General features: G+C 71.1%; 25 protein-coding genes and 1 pseudogene. 16 read left to right on the top strand and 10 right to left on the bottom strand.

The features are described 5' to 3' along the window. Positions 1–71: 71 nt before the first annotated feature. The 6 genes from lipB to ACIRQ9_RS07330 all read left to right on the top strand — a co-directional run bounded on the left by lipB (position 72) and on the right by ACIRQ9_RS07330 (position 5,518). Positions 72–869: a lipoyl(octanoyl) transferase LipB gene (gene lipB, locus ACIRQ9_RS07355; protein WP_404168067.1), complete on the top strand. Its 798-nt coding sequence runs from the start codon at positions 72–74 to the stop codon at positions 867–869. 125 nt (positions 870–994) lie between these two features. Beyond that, complete coding sequence (gene lipA / locus ACIRQ9_RS07350) at positions 995–1,984, top strand: lipoyl synthase (RefSeq protein WP_404168065.1); 990 nt, start codon at positions 995–997, stop codon at positions 1,982–1,984. Between the two features lie 214 nt (positions 1,985–2,198). Next, on the top strand, positions 2,199–2,396 hold the full coding sequence (locus ACIRQ9_RS07345; protein WP_351325337.1) for a hypothetical protein: 198 nt from the start codon (positions 2,199–2,201) through the stop codon (positions 2,394–2,396). 69 nt (positions 2,397–2,465) lie between these two features. After that, entirely contained in the window at positions 2,466–3,167 is a 702-nt protein-coding gene (locus ACIRQ9_RS07340) for a DUF4191 domain-containing protein (RefSeq protein ID WP_351325338.1), read from the top strand. A gap of 157 nt (positions 3,168–3,324) precedes the next feature. Continuing rightward, positions 3,325–4,413, top strand: a complete 1,089-nt coding sequence (locus ACIRQ9_RS07335) for a nitrous oxide reductase family maturation protein NosD (protein ID WP_404168063.1) — start codon at positions 3,325–3,327, stop codon at positions 4,411–4,413. Positions 4,414–4,522: 109 nt separating this feature from the next. Continuing rightward, positions 4,523–5,518: a methyltransferase gene (locus ACIRQ9_RS07330; RefSeq protein ID WP_404168226.1), complete on the top strand. Its 996-nt coding sequence runs from the start codon at positions 4,523–4,525 to the stop codon at positions 5,516–5,518. Positions 5,519–5,598: 80 nt separating this feature from the next. On the opposite strand, the gene ACIRQ9_RS07325 is transcribed toward ACIRQ9_RS07330, so the two are convergent. From ACIRQ9_RS07325 to ACIRQ9_RS07295, 7 genes are read right to left on the bottom strand one after another with little or no spacing between them, the layout of a single operon-like run. Then, positions 5,599–5,931, bottom strand: coding sequence for a TcmI family type II polyketide cyclase (locus ACIRQ9_RS07325; protein ID WP_351325343.1), 333 nt, complete (start codon positions 5,929–5,931; stop codon positions 5,599–5,601). A 13-nt stretch (positions 5,932–5,944) separates the two neighbouring features. Further along, positions 5,945–6,424, bottom strand: a complete 480-nt coding sequence (locus tag ACIRQ9_RS07320) for an SRPBCC family protein (protein ID WP_404168060.1) — start codon at positions 6,422–6,424, stop codon at positions 5,945–5,947. Position 6,425: 1 nt separating this feature from the next. Continuing rightward, positions 6,426–6,677: an acyl carrier protein gene (locus tag ACIRQ9_RS07315; protein ID WP_351325347.1), complete on the bottom strand. Its 252-nt coding sequence runs from the start codon at positions 6,675–6,677 to the stop codon at positions 6,426–6,428. Between the two features lie 46 nt (positions 6,678–6,723). Then, positions 6,724–7,968 carry a ketosynthase chain-length factor gene (locus ACIRQ9_RS07310; RefSeq protein WP_404168058.1) on the bottom strand — a complete coding sequence of 415 codons (1,245 nt, stop codon included), beginning with the start codon at positions 7,966–7,968 and terminating at the stop codon, positions 6,724–6,726. Further along, positions 7,965–9,233 carry a beta-ketoacyl-[acyl-carrier-protein] synthase family protein gene (locus tag ACIRQ9_RS07305; RefSeq protein WP_404168056.1) on the bottom strand — a complete coding sequence of 423 codons (1,269 nt, stop codon included), beginning with the start codon at positions 9,231–9,233 and terminating at the stop codon, positions 7,965–7,967. The genes ACIRQ9_RS07310 and ACIRQ9_RS07305 overlap by 4 nt, the downstream gene beginning before the upstream one ends. After that, positions 9,230–9,646 (bottom strand): cupin domain-containing protein, encoded by a 417-nt coding sequence (locus ACIRQ9_RS07300; RefSeq protein WP_404168054.1) that lies wholly within the window; start codon positions 9,644–9,646, stop codon positions 9,230–9,232. Before ACIRQ9_RS07300 ends, ACIRQ9_RS07305 begins: the two co-directional genes overlap by 4 nt. A 40-nt stretch (positions 9,647–9,686) precedes the next feature. Continuing rightward, a complete protein-coding gene (locus ACIRQ9_RS07295) occupies positions 9,687–10,748 on the bottom strand; it encodes a SchA/CurD-like domain-containing protein (protein WP_404168052.1) in 1,062 nt (353 codons plus the stop codon). A gap of 213 nt (positions 10,749–10,961) precedes the next feature. Here ACIRQ9_RS07295 and ACIRQ9_RS07290 point away from each other — a divergent pair, with 213 nt between their 5' ends. Next, on the top strand, positions 10,962–12,611 hold the full coding sequence (locus ACIRQ9_RS07290) for an FAD-dependent monooxygenase (RefSeq protein WP_404168224.1): 1,650 nt from the start codon (positions 10,962–10,964) through the stop codon (positions 12,609–12,611). A 26-nt stretch (positions 12,612–12,637) separates the two neighbouring features. Here the strand turns inward: ACIRQ9_RS07290 and ACIRQ9_RS07285 are convergent, their stop codons facing one another. Beyond that, positions 12,638–13,105 carry an RDD family protein gene (locus ACIRQ9_RS07285; protein WP_404168050.1) on the bottom strand — a complete coding sequence of 156 codons (468 nt, stop codon included), beginning with the start codon at positions 13,103–13,105 and terminating at the stop codon, positions 12,638–12,640. A gap of 209 nt (positions 13,106–13,314) precedes the next feature. On the opposite strand from ACIRQ9_RS07285, the gene glnA reads away from it, so the two are divergent. The 4 genes from glnA (at position 13,315) to ACIRQ9_RS07265 (ending at position 16,695) form a co-directional block, all read left to right on the top strand. Further along, positions 13,315–14,724 (top strand): type I glutamate--ammonia ligase, encoded by a 1,410-nt coding sequence (glnA, locus tag ACIRQ9_RS07280; RefSeq protein WP_362169691.1) that lies wholly within the window; start codon positions 13,315–13,317, stop codon positions 14,722–14,724. A gap of 103 nt (positions 14,725–14,827) precedes the next feature. Continuing rightward, a complete protein-coding gene (locus ACIRQ9_RS07275; RefSeq protein WP_404168048.1) occupies positions 14,828–15,085 on the top strand; it encodes a hypothetical protein in 258 nt (85 codons plus the stop codon). Positions 15,086–15,190: 105 nt separating this feature from the next. Beyond that, entirely contained in the window at positions 15,191–16,111 is a 921-nt protein-coding gene (htpX, locus tag ACIRQ9_RS07270) for a zinc metalloprotease HtpX (RefSeq protein ID WP_404168046.1), read from the top strand. Positions 16,112–16,113: 2 nt separating this feature from the next. Beyond that, a complete protein-coding gene (locus tag ACIRQ9_RS07265) occupies positions 16,114–16,695 on the top strand; it encodes a hypothetical protein (protein ID WP_404168222.1) in 582 nt (193 codons plus the stop codon). A 28-nt stretch (positions 16,696–16,723) separates the two neighbouring features. Here the strand turns inward: ACIRQ9_RS07265 and ACIRQ9_RS07260 are convergent, their stop codons facing one another. Both ACIRQ9_RS07260 and ACIRQ9_RS07255 read right to left on the bottom strand, forming a co-directional pair. Then, positions 16,724–17,008, bottom strand: coding sequence for a hypothetical protein (locus tag ACIRQ9_RS07260; RefSeq protein ID WP_404168044.1), 285 nt, complete (start codon positions 17,006–17,008; stop codon positions 16,724–16,726). A 628-nt stretch (positions 17,009–17,636) separates the two neighbouring features. Then, entirely contained in the window at positions 17,637–17,951 is a 315-nt protein-coding gene (locus ACIRQ9_RS07255) for a hypothetical protein (RefSeq protein WP_351325367.1), read from the bottom strand. 287 nt (positions 17,952–18,238) lie between these two features. Here ACIRQ9_RS07255 and ACIRQ9_RS07250 point away from each other — a divergent pair. The 5 genes and pseudogenes from ACIRQ9_RS07250 to ACIRQ9_RS07230 all read left to right on the top strand — a co-directional run. Continuing rightward, positions 18,239–18,409, top strand: a pseudogene (locus tag ACIRQ9_RS07250) (ArsC/Spx/MgsR family protein); the annotation flags it as partial. Positions 18,410–18,539: 130 nt separating this feature from the next. Then, positions 18,540–19,250, top strand: a complete 711-nt coding sequence (locus tag ACIRQ9_RS07245; protein WP_404168041.1) for a hypothetical protein — start codon at positions 18,540–18,542, stop codon at positions 19,248–19,250. Positions 19,251–19,530: 280 nt separating this feature from the next. After that, the gene (gene glnII, locus ACIRQ9_RS07240; RefSeq protein ID WP_404168039.1) at positions 19,531–20,562 is read left to right on the top strand and encodes a glutamine synthetase; all 1,032 of its coding nucleotides are present in this window, start codon (positions 19,531–19,533) and stop codon (positions 20,560–20,562) included. A 139-nt stretch (positions 20,563–20,701) separates the two neighbouring features. Further along, a complete protein-coding gene (locus ACIRQ9_RS07235) occupies positions 20,702–21,079 on the top strand; it encodes a DUF6891 domain-containing protein (protein WP_404168037.1) in 378 nt (125 codons plus the stop codon). A 283-nt stretch (positions 21,080–21,362) separates the two neighbouring features. Beyond that, entirely contained in the window at positions 21,363–21,953 is a 591-nt protein-coding gene (locus tag ACIRQ9_RS07230) for a winged helix-turn-helix domain-containing protein (RefSeq protein WP_404168035.1), read from the top strand. The last annotated feature ends 28 nt before the right edge of the window (positions 21,954–21,981 follow it).

Raw genomic sequence — 21,981 nt, 5'->3', positions numbered from 1 at the left:
ACGGGCGGACGTACAGTGGCTTGGGCGCGTTATGTGCCTGACACACCCATCGCCCGAGGGAGGCGCTTGCCGTGAGTGAGTTGCGGTTCGTCCGCATGGGGTTCGGCGCGGACGCCGTCGAGTACCGGGAGGCGTGGGACGAACAGCGCCGGGTGCACGCCGCGCGCTTCGCCGACGAGACGCCCGACACGGTCCTCCTGCTCGAACACCCCCCGGTCTACACGGCGGGCCGCCGCACGGCGGACGACGAACGGCCGCTGGACGGCACTCCGGTCATCGACGTGGACCGCGGCGGCAAGATCACCTGGCACGGCCCGGGCCAGCTGGTGGGCTACCCGATCCAGAAGCTCCCGCGCCCGGTGGACGTGGTCGCGCACGTGCGGCGCCTGGAGGAGGCGCTGATCCGGGTGTGCGCCGAGTTCGGCCTGGAGACCAGCCGGGTCGAGGGGCGCAGCGGGGTGTGGGTGCTCGGCGACCCGGTCGAGCTGCGTCCGACGCTCGGCGGGCTTTCCCTGGACTTCGACCCGCGGCTGCACGACGAGGAGTTCGACCCCCGCCTCAACGGCCCGGAGTACGCGCCCTCCAACGCCGGGCAGCGCCGCGAGGACCGGAAGATCGCCGCCATCGGCATCCGGGTGGCCAAGGGCGTCACGATGCACGGCTTCGCGCTGAACGTGAACCCGGACAACAAGTGGTTCGACCGGATCATCCCGTGCGGCATCCGGGACGCGGGGGTCGCCTCCCTCGCCGCCGAGCTGGGCCGGGACGTGACGATCGAGGAGGTGCTGCCGGTGGTGGAGCGCCACCTGAAGGAGGTCCTGGAGAACGCGGACCTCAAGCCGCGCGAGATCGAGAAGACCTCGGCCTGACCGGGAGGCCGCCGGCCGCCGAGGGAATGCGCCCTGCGGCCGAGGGGTTGGCCTCCACGGAAGGGCCCAGCAATCACGGGCGTACCCTGGTGTACGCCGAGGAATCGAAGTCACAGGGAGCCGACGTGTCCGCAGTCTCACCCGACGGACGCAAGATGCTGCGCCTGGAGGTCAGGAACGCCCAGACCCCCATCGAGCGCAAGCCCGAGTGGATCAAGACCCGGGCGAAAATGGGTCCCGAGTACACGAAGATGCAGAACCTCGTGAAGAGCGAGGGCCTGCACACGGTCTGCCAGGAAGCCGGCTGCCCGAACATCTACGAGTGCTGGGAGGACCGCGAGGCGACCTTCCTCATCGGCGGCGACCAGTGCACCCGGCGGTGCGACTTCTGCCAGATCGACACGGGCAAGCCCGAGGCCCTGGACCGCGACGAGCCGCGCCGCGTGGGCGAGTCCGTGGTCACCATGGACCTGAACTACGCCACCATCACCGGCGTCGCCCGCGACGACCTGGCGGACGGCGGCGCCTGGCTGTACGCCGAGACCGTGCGCCAGATCCACGCGCAGACGGCGGGACGCGAGGCCGGCCGCACCAAGGTCGAGCTCCTCGCCCCGGACTTCAACGCCGTCCCGGAGCTGCTGCGCGAGGTCTTCGAGTCGCGTCCCGAGGTGTTCGCGCACAACGTCGAGACGGTGCCGCGGATCTTCAAGCGGATCCGTCCCGGCTTCCGCTACGAGCGTTCGCTGAAGGTCATCACCGAGGCCCGCGACTTCGGCCTGGTCACCAAGTCCAACCTGATCCTCGGCATGGGCGAGACCCGCGAGGAGATCTCCGAGGCGCTGCGGCAGCTGCACGAGGCCGGCTGTGAGCTGATCACCATCACGCAGTACCTGCGCCCGAGCGTGCGGCACCACCCCGTGGAGCGCTGGGTCAAGCCGCAGGAGTTCGTGGAGCTGAAGGAGGAGGCCGAGCAGATCGGCTTCTCCGGCGTGATGTCCGGGCCGCTGGTCCGCTCCTCCTACCGGGCCGGCCGGCTCTATCGGATGGCCATGGAGCTGCGCGAGACGGGCGCCCCGCGGCAGAGCGGCTCCGTCGTCGCCGCCCAGGCCGTGTGAATTCACGCACTGGTGGCTACCGGCCAGTAATGACCGAATGACCGCGGTCCTGACCGTCCTCGCTGATGAGGACGCCCGTCAGGACCGCGTCGGCGTGCGGCGTCCGCGTATCAAGGTTTCATTGGTGTTTGACCGGTCGGTCACGCCCTGGTAACACCGAACAGTGACCCTGGAATCACAGCACGTACACCCACTCCGAGGGGGGACCTTCACCATGCAGGCCGCGCCCGTCCGCGCCACCGCCATCCCGTCCTTCACCGACGCGCTGCGCGCCGTCGAGTCCCTCCTGATGAGCGGCGGCCAGCGCACCGCCCGTCAGAACGCCTGGACCTCCGTCCTGGAGGACCGCCGTCGCGCCAAGGACCGGGTCGAGGCGCAGCTCTTCCTGGAGCAGGTCGCCGGGCGCCCCTGAGCGCCCCCTCCGGCCCCTGTGCGGGCACTGCCGTCGAAGGCACTCCCGGGGCCACGTAGACTTCGGGGCATGGCGAGGAAGGAACCCGCAGCGGACGCTGCGAATGCGGGACGACTGAAGCAGATCGTCCTGACGTACAAGATGACCCGCAAGGCCGACAAGGTGATCGGCCTCGTACTCGCGGGTGTCGGTCTCGGCACCCTTGCCGTCTTCCTCGTGATCGGATTCCTGATCGGCCATCCGGTCTATCTGGGCATCCTGGGCCTGCTGCTCGCCTTCCTCGCGACGGCCATCGTCTTCGGCCGCCGGGCCGAGCGGGCGGCCTTCGGCCAGATGGAGGGCCAGCCCGGCGCCGCGGCCGCCGTCCTGGACAACATCGGGCGGGGCTGGACGACGACGCCGGCGGTGGCGATGAACCGCAGCCAGGACGTGGTCCACCGGGCCGTCGGCAAGGCCGGCATCGTCCTGGTGGCCGAGGGCAACCCGAACCGGGTGAAGACCCTGCTCGCCGCCGAGAAGAAGAAGATGGCCCGGATCGTGGCCGACGTCCCGGTGCACGACGTGATCGTGGGCACGGGCGAGGGCCAGGTCGAGCTGAAGAAGCTGCGCACCACGATGCTCAAGTTCCCGCGCGTGCTGACCGGCCCGCAGGTCACGGTCACCAACGACCGGCTGCGGGCGATGGGTGACCTGATGAGCAACATGCCGCTGCCGAAGGGTCCGATGCCGAAGGGCATGCGGATGCCCAAGGGCGGCCAGCGCGGGCGGTAGACACCCGCACGAACCCGGGGCGCGGCGGTCGCACAGGCGACCGCCGCGCCTTCGTCGTTCCACCGCGCGGCCGCCCCGCGCGGCCGCCCCCGCGGGACACGCCGCCGAACGGAGCATCCAGCCGTTTATCGGGTGATCTACTCGTAACCTTCCTCATGTGACAAAACGCCATATCACATACCTCGCATGCAGCGCCGCCCTGTGCGGCTCCCTCCTCGGCGCCGCTCCGGCGACCGCCACGCACCGCGTGCTCCAGGTGCACCCGGGCGAGTCCATCCAGAAGGCGGTCGACGCCGCCCAGCCCGGCGACACGGTCGTGGTGCTGGCCGGTACCTACCGCGAGAGCGTCACGGTGAGCACCCCCGACCTGACCCTGCGCGGCGTGGGTCCGCAGACCGTGCTCCAGCCGGCCAAGAAGGCCGGGAAGGCGATGCCGGGCAAGGCCGCCGCCGAGAAGTCCTGCGCCCAGAGGGGCGACGGCATCTGCGTGGTCGGCACCAAGAACGGGCTCGTCGAGAACGTCACCGTCTCCCACCTGACCGTGACCGGGTTCTCCCGCAACGGCGTCATCGCGGTCGGCACGGCCAACCTGAACGTGCACTCCGTGGCCGCCGTCAAGAACGGCCAGTGGGGCATCGCCGAAGAGCGCGCCATGCACAGCGTCTACCGCAACAACGTCGCCCGGGACAACGGCGACGCGGGCCTCTTCCTCGCCAACACGATCACCGCGGAGAAGGGCTCCACCGACACCGACGGCACGGTGGTCGAGCACAACCTGCTGGAGAAGAACCGGATCGGCGTCACCGTGCGGCGGCTGCGCAACCTGACCGTCTCCGACAACTCGGTCACGGGCAACTGCGCGGGCCTGTTCGTCGTCGGCGACGAGAACAAGCCGAAGGCCGGTCACATCGTGATCGCCGACAACCAGTTCGTGAAGAACAACAAGTACTGCAAGAAGACCGCCCGGCTCTCCTTCCTGCAGGGCTCCGGCATCGTCCTGACCGGCGCCGAGGACACCCTCGTCACCGGCAACACGGTCACCGGCAACTCGGGCAAGTCCCCGATGTCCGGCGGTGTCGTGATCGTCAAGAGCTTCGTGGGCGCCACCAGCGAGAAGAACCAGATCACTCGCAACAAGCTCTCGGACAACTCCCCCGCCGACCTGATCAACCAGGAAGCGGCCAAGCACGGCAACGCCTTCACCACCAACACCTGCAAGAAGTCCAAGCCCGCCGGTCTGTGCTGACCTGACGGCCCTACCCACCCCAGACGGAAGGAAGCGGCACATGACCGCACCAGCACGCGATCTCCCGGCACCGAAGGACACGGCGCGGGACGACGCACCGCCGCCCTCGATGCGGCTGCGCGAGCTCGTGTTCGGGGCGGCCTGTGCCGCCGCCGTCCGCGCGGCAGCCCGGCTGCGCGTCGCCGACGCGCTCGGGGACGTCCCCATGACCGTGGAGAGCCTGGCGTCCACGGTGAAGACCGACCCGAAGCCGCTGCGCCGGCTGCTGCGCGCGCTGTCCTGCTACGGCGTCTTCGCCGAGCGTCCGGACGGCACGTTCGCGCACACCGAGACCTCCCGGCTGCTGCGCGAGGACGACCCGCACAGCCTGCGGTACATCGCCCTGTGGTGCACCGAGCCGTGGACCTGGGACGCCTGGCCGAAGCTCGACGAGGCCGTGCGCAGCGGCCGCAACGTCATCGAGGACCTGTACGGCAAGGAGTTCTTCGTCTACCTGAACGAGGACGCCCCCGAGTCGGCGGACGTCTTCAACCGGGCGATGACCACCTCCAGCGAGCAGTCGGCCCGTGAGGTCGCCGCGCTGCTCGACCTGTCCGCGAGCCGGTCGGTCGCCGACCTCGGCGGCGGCCAGGGGCACGTGGTGGCCTGCCTGCTGGACAAGTACCCGGCGATGAAGGGCTATCTGCTGGATCTGCCGAAGGTGGTGGAGAAGGCCCTGCCCCGGCTGCGCGCGGGCGGCGACCTGGAGGACCGGGCGCGGATCGTGCCGGGCGACATCCGGGAGGCCGTACCGGTCGACGCGGACGTCTACATCATCAAGAACATCCTGGAGTGGGACGACGAGTCCACCGCGCAGCTGCTGGCCAACGTGGTCGCGGCGGGCGGCCCGGGGGCCCGGATCGTGGTGATCGAGAACCTGGTCGACGACACCCCGTCGATGCGGTTCAGCACCGCGATGGACCTGCTGCTGCTCCTGAACGTCGGCGGGGCCAAGCACACCACCGACAGCATGGTGCGCCGGCTGACCGACGCGGGTCTGAGCGTCAACGACATCCGTCCCGTCAACCCGTACCTGCACGCCTTCGACTGCACGGTGCCCGCCTGAGGCAGGCCCCGGAACACGCCGGTGCCGGGCCCGCGTTCTGCGCGGGTCCGGCACCGTTGGCTTGGCGGCGGTAAGGCGGTTCACGCCCCGCCGTCGCGCTCCCAGAGGTAGAAGCGCTGTGCCATGGCGTCCTTCGGGGACCGCCAGGTCTCCGGGTCGTACGCGCTGACGTACGCCGTGAGACGGTCGCTGATGTCCCTGAACTCAGGGTGCGAGGTGACCTTGGCGATGGCCGGTCCCGGCTCGCGCTCGGACTCGACGAGGTGCATGTACACATCGCCGAACTGGAAGAGGCTGCGCCGGGTGACCCCGACGAGGTGCGGCAGCTCTCCCCGGTCGGACTCCGCGAAGACCTTCGCGATGTCGGGCGCGGAACCCGGTGCCATACGGGCGACGATCAGGGCCTGGTGCACGGTGTCCCTCCGTTCAGTCGGCCAGGGCCGGGTCGGGGCGGCGGCCGGTGGCCGCCTTCTCGATCTTGTCCCGGATCAGGGCCATCTGGACCTTGGAGTTCCGGTTGATGTTGTCGGTCATCCAGTCGTCGTCGACCGGGGCGTCCGGCTTCATCGCGAAGTCCTGGGTCCAGACCATCCGGGTGCCGGCGGGGACCTCCTCGTACTGCCAGACGATGTCCATGTGCGCGAACGGGCCGGTCTCGACCCGGCGGGCCTTGACCCGCAGGCCGCGGCGGTCCGTCTCGCGCTCGGAGACCCAGCTCCACACCTTGCCGTTCTCGTCGGGGTGCATGGTCAGCCGGAAGGTGACCTTGTTCCCCTCCTGCTCGAGGATGTCGGCGGCGGCGTACTCGCTGAACAGCTGGGGCCAGTTGGCCACGTCGTTGGTCATGTCCCAGACCAGGTCGACGGGCGCGGCGATGGTGATCTCGTTCTGGGTGTGTCCGGTCATGTCAGGCTCCCGCGGGCATGGCGCTGTTGACGAGGTCGAGGAACTGGCGGGGGGTCTTGCACCGCTCGGCGTCCACCGGCATGGGCACGCCGTGCCGGTTCTCCAGCTCGCCGACGATGCCGAGCAGGCCCAGCGAGTCGACGCCGAGGACGTCGAAACCGCTGTCGGCCCGGTCCTGGAGGTCGGCCGGGGCGACGGTGACTCCGGCGGCCTTCTTCATGAGTTCGGACAGTTCGTCCACGGTGATGGACATGAGGACTCCTCCTTCTTCGCTGCTGGGCAGCTGTTTCTTCTCCGGCTCACCCGGCCGCGCCGTGACGCAGCACGAGTGCCGAGTTCGACCCCATGAGGCCCCGGCTGAGGACCAGCGCCGTGCGCGGTGCGGCGGCGCGGGCGCTGCCGGTCACGAGATCGAGGTCGTGGCAGATGTCGTGGACACCCGGTGTCGGCGGGATCAGGCCGTGTTCCATCGCGAGCACCGCCGCGGCGGTGTCCAGGACGGGGGCCGCGCAGTACCCCCGGCCGATCCCGCTCTTGGGCGCGGTGACGGGCACCCGCCTGCCGTGCGCGCCGAGCGCGTCGGTGATGGCCAGCGCCTCCGCCCGGTCCGCCTCCGGCACCCCGAGGGCGTCGGCGAAGACCACGTCGACCTCCTCGGGGGCGCACCCGGCCTCGGCGAGGGCGCCGCGGATCGCCTGGGCGAGCCCGGCCCTCGACTCGGTCCAGCGGGAGGCCCCGGTGAAGGTCGAGGCGTGTCCGTCGAGGGTGGCCCGGACCGGCAGTCCGCGTCTGCGGGCCGACCCGGTGTCCTCCACGACGAGCATGGCGCCGCCCTCGGCCGGCACGAACCCGCAGGCCTGTTCGGTGAACGGGCGGTAGGCGCGGGCCGGGTCGGTCTCCCGGCTCAGTTCCTCGTAGCCGAGCTGGCAGACCATCGAGTACGGAGCTATGGGCGCCTCGGTGGAGCCGGCCACGATGACGTCGGTGCCGCGCCGCACCGCGCGGGCGGCGTGCGCCAGGGCGTCCAGACCGCCGGCCTCGTCGGCGGCCACCACCGAGCAGGGCCCCTTGAAGCCGCGCCGGATGGAGATCTGGCCGGTGCTGGCCGCGTAGAACCAGGCGATGGACTGGTAGGGGCCGACGAACCGGCTGCCCTTGCCCCACAGTCGCTGGAGCTCGCGCTGGCCGAACTCGCCGCCGCCGGAGCCGGCCGCGGTGACCACGCCGACGTCGAACGGCGAGCCGTCGGTGTCGCCGCGGCCGAGCCGGGCGTCCTCGAGTGCCAGGTCGGCCGCGGCCATCGCGAAGTGCGTGAAGCGGTCGGTCTGGACGATGAGGCGTTCCTCGACGGCGGCCTCCGGGTCGAAGCCGCGGACTTCGCCGGCCACCTTCATGGGCAGGTGGTCGCAGCCGTCGCGGGTCACCGTGTCGAGGACGATGCGTCCCTCCTGGACGGATTTCCAGAAGGTCTCGGTGCTGGTTCCGTTGGGCGCGACGACACCGATGCCGGTGACGGCGGCCCGCCGAGAACGCGGTTCGCTCATCGTGTCCGTCCTCTCTGCCGGGTCAGGATCACCGCGGACTGGAAGCCGCCGAACCCGCTGCCCACGGACAGGACGCCGCCGAGGGACCGTTCACGGGCGACCCGTGGCACGTAGTCGAGGTCGCATTCGGGGTCGGGGGTCTCGTAGTTGGCGGTGGGCGGGACGACCTGGTTGGCCAGGGCCAGCACGCAGGCGACGATCTCGATGGCGCCGATGGCGCCGAGCGAGTGGCCCACCATGGACTTGATGGAGCTCATGGGCGTGCTGTACGCGTGGTGCCCGAGCGCCTTCTTGACGGCAGCGGTCTCGTGGCGGTCGTTCTGCCGGGTACCGGAGCCGTGCGCGTTGACGTAGTCGATGGCGGTGGGATCGAGGCGGGCGTGGTCGAGAGCGGACTCGATGGCGTGGGCCATCTCCAGGCCCTCGCTGGTGAGACCGGTCATGTGGTAGGCGTTGCCGAAGGTGGCGTAGCCGTCGAGCTGGCAGTAGATGTGCGCGCCGCGGGCCTTGGCGTGCTCCAGCTCCTCCAGGACCAGCACCGCGCCGCCCTCCCCCATGACGAACCCGTCCCGGCGGTTGTCGAACGGCCGCGAGGCGTGCTCGGGATCGTCGTTGTTCGGGGAGGTGGCCTTGATCGCGTCGAAGCAGGCCATGGTGATCGGGGAGATCGGGGAGTCCGAGGCACCCGCGATGCAGATGTCCGCGCGGCCCTCCTGCACGGTGTGGAAGGCGTAGCCGACGGCGTCCAGGCCGGAGGTGCAGCCGGTGGAGACGGTCTGCACCGGACCCTGCGCGCCGAAACGTTCCGCCACCGCGGAGGCGAGCGTGCTCGGCGAGAACGCCCGGTGCAGCTGGGGCTGGGCCTGCCGGTGGTCCACGTCCCAGTGCTGGCCGCCGGCGCTGACCAGCACGTAGTCGTGCTCCAGGCGGGTGGTGCCGCCCACGGCGGTGCCCAGGGACACCCCGACCCGCCAGGGGTTCTCCCTGCCCAGGTCGAGACCGGAGTCCCGGACCGCCTCGTCACCGGCGACCAGGGCGAACTGTATGTATCGGTCCGCCCGCTCGATCTCTCCGGCGTCCAGGCCGTGCGCCACCGGGTCGAAATCGCACTCGGCGGCGATCCGCGACCTGAGGCCGGAGGGGTCGAAGAAGGTGATGCCGCGCGTCGCGGTCCGGCCGGAGGCGAGCAAGTCCCAGAACGCCGGTACGCCCACACCCCCCGGAGCCACGATGCCTATGCCCGTAACCGCCACGCGCCGGGTCACGACCGGACCTGCCCCACGGCGACGGCGGCTTCCGTCTCCTCCGTGTCGACGTGTCCCAGGCTCGGGCGCGGCGCCAGCGGGCCGAGGTGGAAGACGATCCGGGCCTCGGCGGCGCCCACGTTGCGGAAACGGTGGCGCATGTTCATGGGGATCATCAGTCCCTGCTCGGGCCGCAGCGGGTGCGGTTCGCCGTCCAGGTCGACCTCGATCTCGCCGCAGACCACGTACACGAACTCCTCGGAGTACGGGTGGTAGTGCTCGGCGATGCGGTCGCCCGGCTGCACGATGGCCACACCCATGAAACCGCTGGTGGAACCGACCGTGGCCGGGGTGAGCATGGCGCGCAGGTCACCGCCGCGCCGCGTGTTGGGCTCGATCTCGCCGAGGTCCACGACCTTGGGAATGGGCTTCATCTCTACGTTCCTCCGTGAGGGTGATCCTGCGGTGGTGGGGTCAGGCGTCGGGCGAACGGCGGTCGGTGAGGAGCTGCATCCGCACCACGTCGCCGTCCAGCAGGGCGGTCAGCGCGTGCGCCGGGTCGGCGTCCACGGGTGTACCGGCCCGCTGCTCGACCAGCCGTACGACGACGTCGTCCCGCTGGAAGACCGTGCTGTGCAGCACCGGGCTCGCGGAGTCCTCGGCCGCGGCCTCGTCGTGCTGCGCCAGCAGCTCGGCGAGCCGCATCCCGCAGCCCGGACGGGCCGGGTAGTACAGCGCGTGGCGGTCGCCGTCGACCAGCTCCTCGGCGACGACGTGGTGCACGGCCGGCAGTGCCGCCCGGGTGAAGAAGATCCGTGCGGACTCCTGGTCGTTCAGGTCACGGTCCTGCTCCAGGTAGGGGTTGATGGCCTCCTCGACGGCCCGCACCTCGGGCTGCCGCGCGACGTAGCGCAGGGCGGCCATCAGGTCGCCGCGCACCTCGATGGCGCGCACCACCCGGTTGCCGTGCATGAACAGCGAGGTGCGGCACAGGCGGGTGGAGTCGTCGACCTTCGGCTCCGGCGAGGCGTAGTCCGACAGCAGCGCGGCGACCTTCTCCTCGCTGCCCGGCCGGACCGTGAAGGTGAGCGCGTGGCGGATCACGCCGTCACCCACCCGGGGCCCGTCCTGCAGGATCCGCTCGGCCTCCGCCGACGGGCCGCCGGTCTCGCGGACCACGTGGAAGCGGAGCGAACGGGTGTCACGCACGCAGCTGTGCAGCGGCCTGACCATGTCCACGTGCTCCTCGCTGTTCACCCAGGCGAGGAACGGCGGGGCGCTCTCCCACTCGCTGGTGACCAGCCACTGGGAGGGGTTCTCGATCGACTGGCAGAGCTGGTCGCTGACGTGCCCGGGCACCTTGGCGACCTGGCTGCACAGCTGCTCGTACGCCTCCAGGAACTGCTGCTGCGCGCCGTCGAAGACGTCCACGAGCAGGACGACCCGGAGGCGGGAGCCGTCGAAGACGGTCTGGGAGACCCGTTTCGACACCGGGCGGGTCGTCTTTTCCGAAACCTTTTCCGAGATCGTCGTCATGCTTCGCACATCTCCTTCACGGGGGCAGCGGCCTACGCCTTCGCCGATGACGCGGCGTCAGCGCTTCTTGATCCTGTGCCGGTCCTCCGAAGCGCGCGACTCGCGTGAACCAGGTGGGTGATTGAGCGCGCCGAACCCCTCCGAAAGGGGCGCGGAAGGGGCATGGAGGTTCCAACGCACCTGACGCGCCGCCACCCGCTCCTGGAGTCCGCGATGCAGCACAGAACCGATCACCAGGTCCCCGTCCTCGTCGTGGGCGGCTCCCTCGTGGGCCTGTCCATGTCCCTGTTCCTGGGCCGGCTAGGCGTACGGCACATGCTGGTCGAACGGCACTCCGGGACCTCGGTCCACCCGCGCGGCCGGGGCAACAACGTGCGGACGATGGAGCTGTTCCGGAAGGCCGGCATCGAGCCCGACATCAAGGCCGCCGCCTCCCTGCTCGCCGACAACCACGGGATCCTGCAGGCCCCGACGCTGGCCGGCGACGCCGGCGACTGGCTGTTCAGGGAGATCGACCCGGGCGGCGGACTGGCCCGGTTCAGCCCCACGGCCTGGTGCCTGTGCAGCCAGAACGACCTGGAGCCGGTACTGCGCCGGTCGGCCGAGTCCCTGACGGGCGAACTGCGTTACTTCCACGAGCTGGAGTCCTTCGAGCAGGACCCCGAAGGAGTGACGGCCTACGTCCGCGACCGTGACTCCGACCGGATGTACACCGTCCGTGCGGAGTACCTGATCGCCGCCGACGGACCGCGCAGCCCGGTGCGGGGCCGGCTCGGCATCGGCCAGACGGGTCCCGGCGACCTGTTCGCCAACGTGAGCATCACCTTCCGCTCCAAGCTGCTCGCCCAGACCGTCGGGGACCGCCGGTTCATCTGCTGCTACCTCACCGACCCCGAGGCGGACGGCGCGCTGCTGCCCGTCGACAACAAGGAGCGCTGGGTCTTCCACGCCCCGTGGCACCCCGAACGCGGCGAAACCCTCGACGAGTTCACCGAGGAGCGGCTCACCCGGCACATCCGCCGCGCCGTCGGCGTCCCCGACCTGGACGTCGAGGTCACCGGCCGCGCCTCCTGGCGGGCCGCCGAACGGGTCGCCGAACGGTACGCGGACCGGCGGGTCTTCCTGGCCGGCGACTCCGCGCACGAGATGTCCCCGACCGGCGCGTTCGGCTCCAACACCGGCATCCAGGACGCGCACAACCTGGCGTGGAAGCTGGCGGCCGTCCTGGACGGCTGGGCCGGACCCGGACTGCTGGAGTCCTACGACGCCGAACGCCGCCCGGTCGCCGTCGCCACCAGCGCCCGCGCCTCGGCCCGCTCGGTGGAGCACAGCCACCCCGGGTTCGCGCCCGCACCCGGCATCGGGGCAGGCAGCCGCGGCGGCATCCTGAACATCGTCCTCGGCTACCGCTACCCGAAGGGCGCGGTCATCGGCGCCGACCCCGGCCGGCCGGTCGTACCCGATGGGATGAACCTGACCGGGCAGCCGGGCAGCCGGGCGCCGCATCTGTGGCTGCGCCGTGCGGACGAGCGCATCTCCACGCTCGACCTGTACGAGCGGTCGATGGTGCTGCTCAGCGACGCGGGCTCGGCGGCGGGCGCCGCCTGGCACGCGGCCGCCCGCCGGATCGCGGACACGGAACGGCTCCGGCTGGACACCTACCGGATCGGGGCGCCGGGGACCGGGGCCGATCTGGTGCCCGACGCGGCGGACGCCGACTGGACGACGGCCCACGGGACGACGGCGGACGGCGCGGTCCTGGTGCGGCCGGACGGATTCGTGGCCTGGCGCGCGGACGGCGCCGTGCCGGACCCGGAGGGAGAGCTGCGGGACGTGCTGTCCCGGCTGCTGCGGACGAGGTGACCGGGGTCTCCCCCGCCGGTCCGCACCTACATGCGGACCTCGACGGTCCTCGCCAGCCGGTCGTGCAGCCCCCGGCCGTCCCGGTCCCAGACCAGCGCCGGGATCGCGAGGCACAGCAGCACCGTGCGGGCCAGCGCGCGCAGCGGCTGCACCCGTCCCGTGCCGACGCCGACCACCCGCAGCCCGAACAGCCGCTTACCCGGCGTGAAGCCGAGCGTACCGACGGTCAGCACGCCGAGGACGAGGAAGACGAGCAGTGTCCAGTTGCCGGTGGCCGGGGTGTAGCCGTCGGTGATCAGGCCGTATGCGATCAGGACGCACAGGCCCCAGTCCACGGCCAGCGCGCCGAGCCGCCGTCCGGGACGGGCGATCGAGCCCGGCCCGTCCTCTGGCAGACCCAGCTGCTCGCCCCGGTACCCGAACTCCGCCCCGGCCTCTTCCATGGCCGCGCGCGGCCCGGAGAGCCACGATCCCATTGCTTGCCTGTTGTCCACCCGGACACGGTACTGCCCGGGTGGGCGGCCGGGGTCCGGCGGGGTACCAGGGGACTACGGTGGAACAAGGCCGGTTAACTTCAGCGAAACAATCGGGTCACGCCCGAGAAATCACCCGTCCCTAGGGTCGGGACCAGCGTGTGCCACCGCACTGGCCGCACGAACGAGCTACCCCCCGGCACGGGAACGGCTGGGAGTAGGAGGAGTGGATGTTCCAGAACGCCGACGAGGCCAAGAAGTTCATCGCGGACGAGGACGTCAAGTTCGTCGACGTCCGGTTCTGCGACCTGCCGGGCGTCATGCAGCACTTCACGGTGCCCGTCGAGGCGTTCGACCCGGACGACGAGCTCGCCTTCGACGGATCCTCGATCCGCGGTTTCCAGGCGATCCACGAGTCCGACATGGCGCTGCGCGCCGACCTGTCGACGGCCCGGGTGGACCCCTTCCGCCGCGACAAGACCCTCAACATCAACTTCTTCATCCACGACCCGATCACGGGCGAGCAGTACTCCCGTGACCCGCGCAACGTGGCGAAGAAGGCGGAGGCGTACCTGGCGTCCACCGGTATCGCCGACACCGCGTACTTCGGTCCCGAGGCCGAGTTCTACGTCTTCGACTCCGTCCGCTTCGCGACCACCGCGAACGAGTCCTTCTACCACATCGACTCCGAGGCGGGTGCCTGGAACACCGGCGCCCTGGAGGACAACCGCGGGTACAAGGTCCGCTACAAGGGCGGCTACTTCCCGGTCCCGCCGGTCGACCACTTCGCCGACCTGCGCGCCGAGATCTCCCTGGAGCTGGACAAGCAGGGCCTGAAGGTCGAGCGCCAGCACCACGAGGTGGGCACCGCCGGCCAGGCGGAGATCAACTACAAGTTCAACACGCTGCTCGCCGCCGCCGACGACCTGCAGCTCTTCAAGTACATCGTGAAGAACGTGGCCTGGCGCAACGGCAAGACCGCGACCTTCATGCCGAAGCCGATCTTCGGCGACAACGGCTCGGGCATGCACGTGCACCAGTCGCTGTGGGCCAACGGCGACCCGCTGTTCTACGACGAGGCCGGCTACGCGGGCCTGTCGGACACCGCCCGCTACTACATCGGCGGCATCCTCAGGCACGCCCCGTCGCTGCTCGCCTTCACCAACCCGACGGTGAACTCGTACCACCGTCTGGTCCCGGGCTTCGAGGCGCCGATCAACCTGGTGTACTCGCAGCGCAACCGCTCGGCCGCGATGCGTATCCCGATCACGGGCTCCAACCCGAAGGCCAAGCGCGTCGAGTTCCGCGCGCCCGACTCCTCCGGCAACCCGTACCTCGCCTTCTCGGCGCTGCTCCTCGCGGGCCTGGACGGCATCAAGAACAAGATCGAGCCGGCCGAGCCGATCGACAAGGACCTCTACGAGCTGGCTCCCGAGGAGCACGCGAACGTCGCCCAGGTCCCGACCTCCCTCCCGGCCGTCCTCGACTCCCTGGAGCGCGACCACGAGTTCCTGCTCGCCGGTGACGTCTTCACGCCCGACCTGATCGAGACGTGGATCGACTTCAAGCGCACCAACGAGATCGCCCCGCTCCAGCTGCGTCCGCACCCGCACGAGTTCGAGCTGTACTTCGACGTGTGACAGGCGCCCCTTCCGGCCACGGACGCCCCCGTTCCCGTTTCCCGGGACGGGGGCGCCGTCGTATCGTGCGTCGGTACTGATGTTCGACACGGGGGGACGCGGGATGTCCGGGCAGGGTGACGAGGAACGGGAGTTCGACTTCCGGTGGGCCGCCGAGGCCGAGCAGAAGGAGCCGTCGGCGCGGGCCCGCATGCTGGCGGCGCGGTGGCGGGAGAACCCGCCCGGCCCGGTGCCGTTCCGGCCGGATCCGGGACCGGCGGCGCCGCGCCGGTCGTCCTGGGTGTCGACGGCACTGGTGCTGGGGTGCGTGGCGGCGGTGATCGTCCTGCTGGGGTACCTCCGGACGCGCTCGCCGTACTAGGGAGCGACCTTTTGCCGCCACTGGGGACGTTCGGAACCGTTCCATGGGCGCCCGCAGGTGCACACTGGACAGCGGGACGAGTGCCTGACTGCGGGGTGATGGCAGATGCAGAGCCGCTTCCGGAGCGACCGGCGGCTGACCGTGCGGATGACGGTCACGCTGTTCCTGCTCGGATTGCTGTACGTGGGCTTCGTGGCCGCGTTGATCGTGTTGCTGAAGTCGTGGCTGCTGGTCGTCGTGCTGGTGGGCGCGATGTTCGTGGCGCAGTTCTGGTTCTCCGACCGGATCGCGATGTTCGCCATGCGCGGGCGGGTCGTGGAGCGCGAGGAGTATCCCGAGCTGCACGCGGTGGTGGACCGGCTGTGTGCCATCGCCGACATGCCGAAACCGGTGGTGGCCGTGTCCGAGATGGACATGCCGAACGCGTTCGCCACCGGACGCAATCCCGATCACGCGGTGGTCTGCGTGACCACGGGTCTGCTGCGGCGGCTGGAGCCGGCCGAGCTGGAGGGAGTGCTCGCGCACGAGCTGTCGCACGTGGCGCACAAGGACGTCGCCGTGATCACGGTCGCGTCCTTCCTCGGAGTGATCGCGGGACTGGTCGTGCGGTTCGCCTTCTACTCGCAGATCTTCGGCGGCGGCCGGCGGGACCAGAACACGGCCGCCGTCCTCGCCGCCGTCATCGGCGTCTCCGCCGCCGTGTACGCGATCAGTTTCCTGCTGATCAGGGCGCTGAGCCGGTACCGGGAACTGGCGGCGGACCGGGCGGCTGCCCAGCTCACCGGACGGCCTTCCGCGCTGGCGTCCGCGCTCACCAAGGTCTCCGGTGACATCGCCCGGATCCCGACCAAGGACCTGCGGACCGCCCAGGCGTTCAACGCCTTCTACTTCACCCCGGCCACCGGCAAGGAGCCCGGCATCGAACGCTTCTTCTCCACCCACCCGCCCCTGGCGCAGCGCCTGGAGCAGCTCGGGCGGATCTCCGCGGAACTGGGTGAGGCGGCGACGCCCGGAAAGGCCGGGTGAGCATGGGGTTCCTGGACATCCTGCTCGGCCGCACCAGGCCCGTCGCTCCCGACCTCGACGCCTTGTTCGCGCTGCCGTCGGCGGCGGTGACCCTGGAGGCGGCGGCCGGATTCCGGCCCACCGGCCTCGGCGCGGTGTGCTTCGCCACCGTGGAGGGCGCGGCCTTCGAGCAGACCCATCGCGAGGTGCAGGCGCTCCTCGACGCCGACACCGACCGCGGCGGCGTGCCGGTCGAACTCTCCCTGGACTCCTACGGCTACTCCTGGCTGGTCTCGCGGCGCACGCCCGACCAGCTTCCGCAGCTGGTCAACGACCTGCACGCGGTGAACAGTTCGATGGAGGTCAACGGCTTCGGCCCGCAACTGCTCTGTTCCCTGGCCTCCTTCGAGGACGAGCGCGGGCGCCGGCTCGCGCTCGTCTATCTCTACAAGAGGGCCACGTTCTATCCCTTCGCGCCGCTGGGCTCCGGTGAACGGCGGGACAGCGCGCTGGAGCTGCAGGTGAAGGCGGCCCTCGCGGACGACCTGCGGATCGAGCCGGACCTCGGCCGCTGGTTCCCGGTGTGGGGTGCGCCCGGCCTGTGACCGGCCGGGCGCGTCCGCGCGCGGGTTCCTACGAGCCCTTGGTCCGCTCCTGGCGGCGGAACTCCACCGGGCGTTCGCGCCGGTAGCGGCGCTCCCACTTGGCCTGCCGGTCTCGGCGGTCGCGGTAGGTCCTGTAGTCCTCGGGCGTGCCCCCGCCCGCGCCGGGCGCTCCGCCCGACGAGGATGCCGACGACGAGCCGCGCCCGTAGTGGACGTACAGGAAGAGCAGGGCGACGGCGGCGAGCCACCAGTTGTGGTTCCCGAATCCGAGGATGACCAGGACGACGGTCCCGGAGAGGACGATGGTGCCCATGACGGGCCTCCGTGGCGTGGGTGTGTGAGCGGTCGACGGATCCGCCGGCACGCGGGGACGGGCGGCCGTCCGTCGGTGCGTAGCAGAGTAGCCCCGAGACCGCGGGCGCGGTCGGCTCTTCGAGAAGCGGTGGCGGACTGCTCCGGAACGCGTCTCCAGCGTAGGGATCCGGTCACTCGGCGTGCATCCTCTTTTCGGGGGGCGGCCGGGATGCCGGGGCCGCTTCGGACTCCCGGGGCCGCCGTCCGGACGCCCGCGGTGACCGCCGTGCCGGGGACGGCGTGGTCGGCGGTGGTCAGGTCGGCGTACCCGCGCGGGCTCTTCGGCTCCATGGCGGCGGTCGCCGCGGGCCCTTCGCGCCCCGCGGCCGGCGCCCGTGGCGGGCGCGGCCCCGGGTGTCCGGTCGTCCGGCCGGGGAGGATACCCGCGGCGGCCGGAAACAGCCGCTGTCCGGCGGCGCCCCGGTGGCCGGGGCCCGCCGAACGGGCGCCCCGGGGACGGGCGGTCACGGCGGTGGAGGCGCCGGGGGCCGGACCGGACGGCCGCCCCCCGGCGCACGGGATCACCCGGTCACGCGGTCACCAGGTCACCGGACCACCGTGAATGCGACATCACCGGAGATGCCGGATCACCGGGAGTACCGCATCAGCGCCCGCACCATGTGGCACGTGGTGTCCGACGGCGGGTGGATGCCGACGCTCAGCGCCGTGCTCCGGATCGTCTCGTCACGGGCCTGGCTGGGCAGGTAGACGCCGGAGTCGAGCAGGGCGATGGCCAGGCGCATGGCCTTGAGGCGGCGGTTGTGCGTGACGTACCAGTCGCGGGGCCGCCCGGCCGGCAGCGGGCGCTTCTCCGCCGGCGCGTAGGGCGAGTCGAGCAGGACGGCACGCTTCGCGGTGGACTGGGTCGGCAACGGCTTCGGCTTCAGAGCGGCAGCGGGCACAGGCATCCTCCTGTCGCGGTCAGAGGGCCACCGGACACCCCGGCGACTCTCTCGAACACTGCTTCCAGTGTACCGGCCCGCACTGACAATCGGAGGCCTCGGACGACCCGTCAAAACAGCAGGTGGGAAAGGACATTGCGGGTCTGGTTCTGTGGTTTCGGATGGTGCGGGTGAGGTGCCGAGAAATTCGAACAGAGCCGATGTCCGGCCGGCCTGCCGCGCCGGTGTGGCCACCGTGGGCGGCATGGAGATCCGGATCGACCCGGCCTGCTCGAAGTGCCGCACCGCGACTCAAGGAGTGGGCGCGCGACGAGGCGGCGCGCGGGCGCTGGGTCACCGCGCTCGCCGAGCACCCGAAGCTCATCCGGCGGCCGATCGTCACGGCGGACGACGGGACGGCGCTGGTCGCCCGCGGCGACGAGGCGGTCCGGGAGTCGCCGGTCGGGGGCCGCCGGTGACGGAAACCGGGCGGACTTCAACTCCCTTGTGACACAGGTTACTTCGGTGACTCCTGTAACCGTTGAGTAACTCCGTTCGGTATCTCGTACATAACGGCGTACGTTCCCCCACCCCTTCCAGGAGGCGCGCATGTCGCGTAGGAGAACTCTCGGCGCCAAGAAGTCGATCGCCCTGCTGGTCGGCGCCGCCGCCGTGGCCGGCGGCGGGGCCTTCGTCCTGGCGTCCACCTCGAACGCCGCGCAGTCCCCGCAGAACGCGAAGACGCTGTCGTCGGCCGCGGACTCGACCGTCTGCTCGGGGCTGGCCACCGCCCTCGGCAACAACCAGAAGTTCATCGCGGACCAGAAGGCGAACCCGGACGCCCAGTCGGCGGCCCGGATCAGCAACCGTGAAGCGGTGATCGCGCAGATCAAGGTCCAGCAGCAGGCGTCCGGCTGCGTCGTTGGGGAGTCGGCTCAGGGCTCCCAGGCGGCGGGCGGCGCCCAGCCGGGCCAGACCGGTCAGACGGGCCAGACCGGTCAGCAGGCCGCCCCGGCGGCGCCCTCGAAGGGCGCGGCCGCCGGGAACACCGGAGGCGGCGGTGCCGCCGCGGGCCGGCAGGTCTGCAACGGCTCCACGGTCACGCTGTCCGGCGAGGCCGGCGCCCCGGCCGCCTCCAGCAACCAGTTCCCGGCGGGAACCACGCTGAAGGTCACCAACCTGGACAACAACAAGTCCACGACGGTGAAGGTCACCTCGGTCTCGGGCAGTTGCGTGCTGCTCAACAACGCCGCCTTCGAACAGGTCAGGGAGCCCGGCAAGTTCCTCATCCGCCGGGCGCTGATCCAGAAGGTCGGCTGACCGGCCCGGCGGGAGGCGGTCCGGCCGCCGGCTTTCACGGAGGGAAAGCCGGCGGCCGCCGCACCGGGCTGCGCGGCGCCCGAAATGGGCTCTGTACCCCGCCGGCCCGCGCCTCACAACGTGAGCCGCGCCACAGAACCGCCAGGTAACACCGGGTTCACGTGCGAGCAATGATCGGGAAATCGCCTGTTGACAGGCTGCCGGGCAACACCGAGGCGCCCCAGTGCCGTAGCGCCGCCGCACCGGCAGGTGCGCCCGACCCACCCGAAGGATGTGGCCCGTGACCTTCAAGGCTGAGTACATCTGGATCGACGGCACCGAGCCGACGGCCAAGCTGCGTTCGAAGACGAAGATCATCGCGGGCGCCCCCGCCGGTCTCGACGCGCTGCCGGTCTGGGGCTTCGACGGGTCCTCCACGAACCAGGCCGAGGGGCACTCCTCGGACCGTGTACTGAAGCCGGTCTTCACCTGCCCGGACCCGATCCGCGGCGGCGACGACGTCCTCGTCCTGTGCGAGGTCCTGGACATCGACTTCACCCCGCACTCCTCCAACACCCGTGCCGCGCTGGCCGGGGTCGCCGAGAAGTTCGCCGCGCAGGAGCCGATCTTCGGCATCGAGCAGGAGTACACCTTCTTCGACGGCGCCCGTCCGCTGGGCTTCCCCGAGGGCGGCTTCCCGGCCCCGCAGGGCGGCTACTACTGCGGTGTCGGCGCCGACGAGATCTTCGGCCGCGAGATCGTCGAGGCCCACCTGGACAACTGCCTCAAGGCGGGCCTGGCGATCTCCGGCATCAACGCCGAGGTCATGCCCGGCCAGTGGGAGTTCCAGGTCGGCCCGGTCTCCCCGCTGGAGGTCGCCGACCACCTGTGGGTGGCCCGCTGGCTGCTCTACCGCACCGCCGAGGACTTCGGCGTCTCCGCCACCCTCGACCCCAAGCCGGTCAAGGGCGACTGGAACGGCGCCGGCGCGCACACCAACTTCTCCACCAAGGCGATGCGCGAGGGCTACGACGCGATCATCACCGCGTGCGAGTCGCTCGGCGAGGGCTCCAAGCCGCTCGACCACGTCAAGAACTACGGCGCCGGCATCGACGACCGCCTGACCGGCCTGCACGAGACCGCCCCGTGGAACGAGTACTCCTACGGCGTCTCCGACCGCGGCGCCTCGGTCCGCATCCCGTGGCAGGTCGAGAAGGACGGCAAGGGCTACATCGAGGACCGCCGTCCGAACGCCAACGTCGACCCGTACCTGGTGACCCGGCTGATCGTCGACACCTGCTGCACGGCCCTGGAGAAGGCCGGCCAGGTCTGATCCGCGCGCTCGCCGTGGGGGCGTCCACCGCCGGTGGACGCCCCCACTTCGTTGTCGGCGGCGCGTGCCGGGGTGAGCGCACGGAGACCGAGGAGAGGCTCGCCGTCAACGCCTGGACGGAGAACGGGCAGAGGTACCTGTGGAGCACGCCGGACGGGCTGCGCGAGGCGGTGCGCGGGCTCGGCACGGCCGGCAACGTTCCTGCTGCCTGGCGGAGATCGGCGCCGAGGACGCGGGCGGGGCCCAGGGCTTCGTCTTCTTCCGCCACCAGGGCACCCGCTCCGCCGCCGAGGGCCACGGCCTGAGCCGCCATGACGGCGGCTTCGACGGCTCCGCGGAGTCCACCACGGCCGTCGGCCACGAGGTGACCGCCGCCCTGACCGCCGCCGGGCCGTCCGCGGTGTGGGACGGCGATCCGGCCAAGGCGATCGAGCCGCCCTCGCCGACCTGGCACCAACGCCTGGTCGGACGAGACGGGCGGGACCGGGATCCCGCCGGGGAGGCGTCCAAGCAGTGAGAGGAGGGTCCTGTTTTTGGTTCCTGTCTGCTTCAATGGGCGCATGGCCGGCTATCAGATGTGCAGCGCGACGGGTCGCCATGACCTCGAGCCCTTCTGGCCTTCCCGTCAGCATCACGACTTCGACCGGGTGTGTTGCCGCGCGAGGAACGCGCGGGCCCTCTAAAGCCGTACACCCCGGCCTTCGGCCAGCGCGGAACGCAGAACGTCCCGGCGCGCCCGACCACGAATCGCGGCCGTCGTCCCGACCGACGAACTCCTCGCGCGAAAGAGCTGACGTCTCATGGCGACCACTCCTGCCCTCTCCCCCACCTCCGCACTCGCCGCCTCCTCCGCCGCCCGGCACCGGCTGCGTGCCGTCGACCGGGACGAGGTGGTGGACATGGCGGACTTCCTGCCGCCGGGCGCCACCTGGCTGCCCGCCCCGCAGCACACCCTGCCCGCCCTGCCCGGCCGGCCTCCGATGATCGGCTACCTGGTGCTGGTCCCGGCGGACCAGCGGCCGCCGTTCCTGCCGGTCGCGGTGCCCGACGCGCAGGAGGAGACCGGCCTGCCCGGCGAACCGGCCGCGCAGGGCACCCGGCCGCTGGTCACCGTCGACCCCGTGCAGCGCACCGCGCAGGTCGACGGGCGCGAACTCGACCTCACCTACCTGGAGTTCGAGCTCCTCGCCCACCTGGTCGCGCACCCGAACCGGGTGCACACCCGTGACCAGCTGGTCACCACGGTCTGGGGCTACGGCCACGTCGGCGACGGCCGTACGGTCGACGTCCATGTCGCCCGGCTGCGCCGCAAGCTCGGCGCGGAGCACCGCAGGACGATCCAGACGGTCCGCCGGGTCGGCTACAAGTACACCCCGCCGGCCGGCCGCTGACGGGCCGCTCTGCCCTCGGCAGAGTCCC

The organism is Streptomyces sp. NPDC101237 (assembly GCF_044767465.1).
Taxonomy (GTDB): Bacteria; Actinomycetota; Actinomycetes; order Streptomycetales; family Streptomycetaceae; genus Streptomyces; species Streptomyces gramineus.
This window is presented reverse-complemented; position numbering and strand designations above follow the sequence as displayed.

Bases quoted from the DNA above. Each gene is read 5' to 3' on its own strand.
- ACIRQ9_RS07290 (WP_404168224.1), top strand. From the start codon at position 10,962: ATGCAGCACAGAACCGATCACCAGGTCCCCGTCCTCGTCGTGGGCGGC.
- ACIRQ9_RS07345 (WP_351325337.1), top strand. From the start codon at position 2,199: ATGCAGGCCGCGCCCGTCCGCGCCACCGCCATCCCGTCCTTCACCGAC.
- ACIRQ9_RS07295 (WP_404168052.1), bottom strand. From the start codon at position 10,748: ATGACGACGATCTCGGAAAAGGTTTCGGAAAAGACGACCCGCCCGGTG.
- ACIRQ9_RS07230 (WP_404168035.1), top strand. From the start codon at position 21,363: ATGGCGACCACTCCTGCCCTCTCCCCCACCTCCGCACTCGCCGCCTCC.
- ACIRQ9_RS07275 (WP_404168048.1), top strand. From the start codon at position 14,828: ATGTCCGGGCAGGGTGACGAGGAACGGGAGTTCGACTTCCGGTGGGCC.
- ACIRQ9_RS07310 (WP_404168058.1), bottom strand. From the start codon at position 7,968: ATGAGCGAACCGCGTTCTCGGCGGGCCGCCGTCACCGGCATCGGTGTC.
- glnA (WP_362169691.1), top strand. From the start codon at position 13,315: ATGTTCCAGAACGCCGACGAGGCCAAGAAGTTCATCGCGGACGAGGAC.
- htpX (WP_404168046.1), top strand. From the start codon at position 15,191: ATGCAGAGCCGCTTCCGGAGCGACCGGCGGCTGACCGTGCGGATGACG.
- ACIRQ9_RS07245 (WP_404168041.1), top strand. From the start codon at position 18,540: ATGTCGCGTAGGAGAACTCTCGGCGCCAAGAAGTCGATCGCCCTGCTG.
- ACIRQ9_RS07265 (WP_404168222.1), top strand. From the start codon at position 16,114: ATGGGGTTCCTGGACATCCTGCTCGGCCGCACCAGGCCCGTCGCTCCC.
- ACIRQ9_RS07320 (WP_404168060.1), bottom strand. From the start codon at position 6,424: ATGACCGGACACACCCAGAACGAGATCACCATCGCCGCGCCCGTCGAC.
- ACIRQ9_RS07340 (WP_351325338.1), top strand. From the start codon at position 2,466: ATGGCGAGGAAGGAACCCGCAGCGGACGCTGCGAATGCGGGACGACTG.
- ACIRQ9_RS07300 (WP_404168054.1), bottom strand. From the start codon at position 9,646: ATGAAGCCCATTCCCAAGGTCGTGGACCTCGGCGAGATCGAGCCCAAC.
- ACIRQ9_RS07330 (WP_404168226.1), top strand. From the start codon at position 4,523: ATGCGGCTGCGCGAGCTCGTGTTCGGGGCGGCCTGTGCCGCCGCCGTC.
- ACIRQ9_RS07315 (WP_351325347.1), bottom strand. From the start codon at position 6,677: ATGTCCATCACCGTGGACGAACTGTCCGAACTCATGAAGAAGGCCGCC.
- ACIRQ9_RS07260 (WP_404168044.1), bottom strand. From the start codon at position 17,008: ATGGGCACCATCGTCCTCTCCGGGACCGTCGTCCTGGTCATCCTCGGA.